General features: G+C 62.8%; 4 protein-coding genes. 3 read left to right on the top strand and 1 reads right to left on the bottom strand.

From position 1 onward, the window contains the following. A partial coding sequence (locus tag VNW74_RS02125) for an SDR family NAD(P)-dependent oxidoreductase (RefSeq protein WP_325674958.1) occupies positions 1–271 on the top strand: 271 nt, incomplete at its 5' end. Positions 272–303: 32 nt separating this feature from the next. On the opposite strand, the gene VNW74_RS02120 is transcribed toward VNW74_RS02125, so the two are convergent. Next, on the bottom strand, positions 304–1,410 hold the full coding sequence (locus VNW74_RS02120; RefSeq protein WP_325674959.1) for an adenylate/guanylate cyclase domain-containing protein: 1,107 nt from the start codon (positions 1,408–1,410) through the stop codon (positions 304–306). Positions 1,411–1,835: 425 nt separating this feature from the next. Here VNW74_RS02120 and VNW74_RS02115 point away from each other — a divergent pair, with 425 nt between their 5' ends. After that, positions 1,836–2,036, top strand: coding sequence for a ferredoxin (locus tag VNW74_RS02115; protein ID WP_325674957.1), 201 nt, complete (start codon positions 1,836–1,838; stop codon positions 2,034–2,036). Positions 2,037–2,111: 75 nt separating this feature from the next. Beyond that, positions 2,112–3,386 (top strand): cytochrome P450, encoded by a 1,275-nt coding sequence (locus VNW74_RS02110; RefSeq protein ID WP_325674956.1) that lies wholly within the window; start codon positions 2,112–2,114, stop codon positions 3,384–3,386. Positions 3,387–3,598 lie beyond the last annotated feature (212 nt).

Below are 3,598 nucleotides of genomic sequence, written 5' to 3'. Positions count from 1 at the left end.
CGCGCGTTGTGCCGCACTGGAATTCGGGAGAGACAACATCCGGGTGAACGCGGTGAATCCGGGAATGATCGACACCGCGATGAGCCGAAGCGACGCCGTCGCCACCTTCGATGCCGGCGACCTCTTCGCGGGTTTGCCGTTGGCGCGAATCGGCCAGGTAGACGAGGTCGCGGCGTTGATCGCGTTTCTGGCCTCAGACGACTCGACTTTCATCACCGGGGGACAGCACGTCATCGATGGTGGTCTGCTGGCCGGGCAAGTGATGTCCTGACAATCGGGCATGCAGCGGTCGGACAGGCTCCCTCAGCGCGAGGCCCGATGAACCCGGAAAAGCTCCACCAGCCCGGGCACGCCCCGGAGGCGGTGAGCACCTGCCGGCACCCAGACTAGATTTACCGGCGTACCGCTGGATTGCCGCGCAGAATCGGTGACCAGCACGGTTCCCGGCCGCGCAAGGCCGGTGACCCGGCTCGCGATGTTCACCGGGCTGCCGAACCAGTCGCCGGCACGGTTGACCGCCAGTCCGGCCGCAGTCCCCGCGCGCAACCGCGGCAGGCCCTGCACAGCAGCAGCATCGATGAGTTCCAGCACCACCTCGACCAGGCGCGTCGTGTCCGGCGATACCAGCATCACCGCGTCGCCGATGGTCTTGACGAACACCACGGGCGGGACCACGACGTCCTGGGCGAGTTCTGCCAGCCGACGCGCGAGACCCTCAAGCTCCTCTGGCACAAGCATTTCGCCGAGATGCGTGAAACCGACGAGGTCGGCGAAGGCGACCGAGAGCTGGCGGGCGCCGGGTAGTGACCCAGTCGCGCGTTCGGCGACTCCGATCGCTTCGGCCTCGAACATGCGCCGATACTGCACGCGTAGTAGATTTTCTAACATCGGCCCTGCGTGGGGGATAGCCGCCTGTGCCAACGCCTCCGCGGCCGCAGCGATATCGATCTCGCTAGCACCAGGTTTAACCAGCAGCCGGAAAGCGGGCTCCCGCATCATCGCGGCAAACCGTCCAAATCCCTCGGTCAGCACCTTCAGGGCCGCAACCGCCTCGGTTGGTTCCAGCCCGATGTCGAGAAGATATTTGGCCTGTGCGACCGCTTGTCCATCCACCAGAGGCACCACGGCGGCGTCGGGGTCCTCGATTCTCGGTAGACCCACGGCGCGCATCAGTTGTTGCAGCGACCCCAGCTCGATTCCGCTCAGCCGAGACATCTCACGCGGTGACACATAGACGCCGTGGTCACCCATCACACGGTTGGCGGGCAGCATCATCGGGGTCAGCGATGCAGCTACCTGGTCCACTGTGAAACCGCGATCCAGTAGCCACGTGATCAACTCCGCGCGATCGCGTCGCGCGTCGCCGACGAGCCCGTCCAGGAGGGTCTCAATGCCCCGGTCAGAGGTCACGTTGTGTCGAGGCTGATCCTCGCCATCCGCTGCCACGGCCACTCCTTTCAGCCACACCACGTAGCAGAGCCTTGCGCATCGGTGACGGTGACCGGGGTCGGGATTTCCGAGGGGTTAGCTGGGCAGACATCGCCGGACACCCGGTCTCATAACGCCAACAAAGGTGTTGATCGTATCGGCGAACTTCACGTCTTCAGCTCCAGCGCGAAATATCCAGTGAGAAATGTATCAACACTACTGTTGACTATATCGATCCACAAGACCTATGCTGTTGATGCAAGCGGCCGGCGGGCACGCCCCGACTCGCGTGACCGGCCAAGAGTCGAGGGCGCAGAACGTATCGGTAGGTAGAGACACACAATGCGACGGCAACTCCTAGATACCGCTCGAGAGGCGATGCGCTCGAGAGCGCAGGTTTGGTCCTGATGCGGATCCAGACTGATCACTCGAAGTGCACGGGCAACGGCTTGTGCGCGGGCACCGCGCCGACGGTATTTGATGTGTCGGATGATGGTTACGTCGAAGTACTGCAAGATGTTCCGGACGCGGATGTGGAACCGCTGGTGCGCCGAGCGGCAATCAATTGCCCGACACGTGCGATTACGTTGATCGACGATGAGCAGTAGGGCCGGTACCAGAACGATGGCGGCGCCCAATCAGCGGCTGGAACAACCGGTGAAACCCAACGACGGGAGGTCGCAATGGCGGTCGACGAACTGATCGATCTGGTGAAGCTCGTGGAGCCCTCGTTTTATGAGAATCCCGTGCCGAGCTATCAGCGCTTGCAGCAAGAGGCGCCCGTCTTCTACTACGCGCCATTGGACTTGTTCGTCCTGACCAAGCACGAAGACATCCGGTTCGCCGCTCAGCGTAAGGACATATTCTCGCCGACGGGCGGGCTGCTACTCACCGAAATCATGCACACCGAGGACAAGCCGCTGCTCGACGAGTTCTTCGATCCGGCCGGAGAATTGTTCCCCTACACCGACTCACCGCGCCACCGGCAGCTTCGACGACTGCTCACCCCAGCGTTCACTCCGCGCGCGCTTGCGACGATGGGCGCAGAGCTGGAGGCGAGCTGTCGAGAACTTGTGGACTCCGTCGATGCAAATCGGCCCATTGATTTCGTCGACAAGGTGGCCTCGCGCCTGCCGATTCTGTTCGCCTCGCGTCTGCTGGGGACGACGACGTCGGATGTGGTGCGTATCCGTCGCTGGAGCGATGCGCTGGAGAACATCGGATCCGGCACTCTAACTTCCGACGAACTGCACGACGTGGGGCAGGAATTCAAGAAGATGAGCGAATTCTTCCTCTCTGAGTTTGACCGCAAGCGTGAACACCCAGGTTCAGATCTGATGAGTACGCTGCTTGAGGCGACGCTGGACGGCGAAAAATTGTCTGAGGCAATGCTGATCACGTATTGCACACTCGTGCTTGCGGTGGGTACCGATACCACCCGATCTCTTCTGACTGGAATGGCTATCGCTCTGGCGCGGCACCCCGATCAGCTGGCACGTTTACGGGCGGACCGCTCGCTGATGCCGACCGCCGTCGATGAGGCTCTGCGCTGGACCACGCCCGCGCGTGGGTTTGTGCGGACCCTGTTGACAGACGCGGAGATTCGCGGGCAAAAGATCCGGGCCGGCCAGCGTGTCTACCTGTTCTACGCGGCAGGCAATATCGATCCGGATGTTTTCCCCGATCCGCTGACCTTCGACATCACCCGCGACCAGGACATCTCACATCTTGGATTTGGATTCGGGCCCCACATCTGCATCGGCGCCCAGCTGGTGCGGATGGAGGCGGCCATGCTCTATAACATGCTCCTCGACAGATTCAGTTCCTGGAAGCTCGCAGCCGAGCCACGACGACTGACCCACATCTTGCGCAACGGCTGGCACGACGCGCCGTTGGTGTTCACCCCGGCCGACGCCACGCCCGCCGCCACCGCCAATGTGGCAGCCGCCACGTCGTGACGCCATAGCCGATCACGGCGCGACAGCAAGACCGCCTGTACGGCGAATCATCTTGCGGTGAGATATTCCCCGCATCAGCTGTTCCTGTGGGGCGAGTGTCGGCGGGCGGGGCGGGAGACTCAGCGCGGCGTGATCATGAGGGGATCAGCGGACGTTGCAGGTCGCCGCGGTAGAAGGGCTGGACGTCGGGCGGGCTGAGGAGGTCGGCCTCG

Origin of the sequence: Mycobacterium sp. (genome assembly GCF_035570115.1) — a bacterium.
In the GTDB taxonomy this organism is placed as follows: domain Bacteria; phylum Actinomycetota; class Actinomycetes; order Mycobacteriales; family Mycobacteriaceae; genus Mycobacterium.
This window is presented reverse-complemented; position numbering and strand designations above follow the sequence as displayed.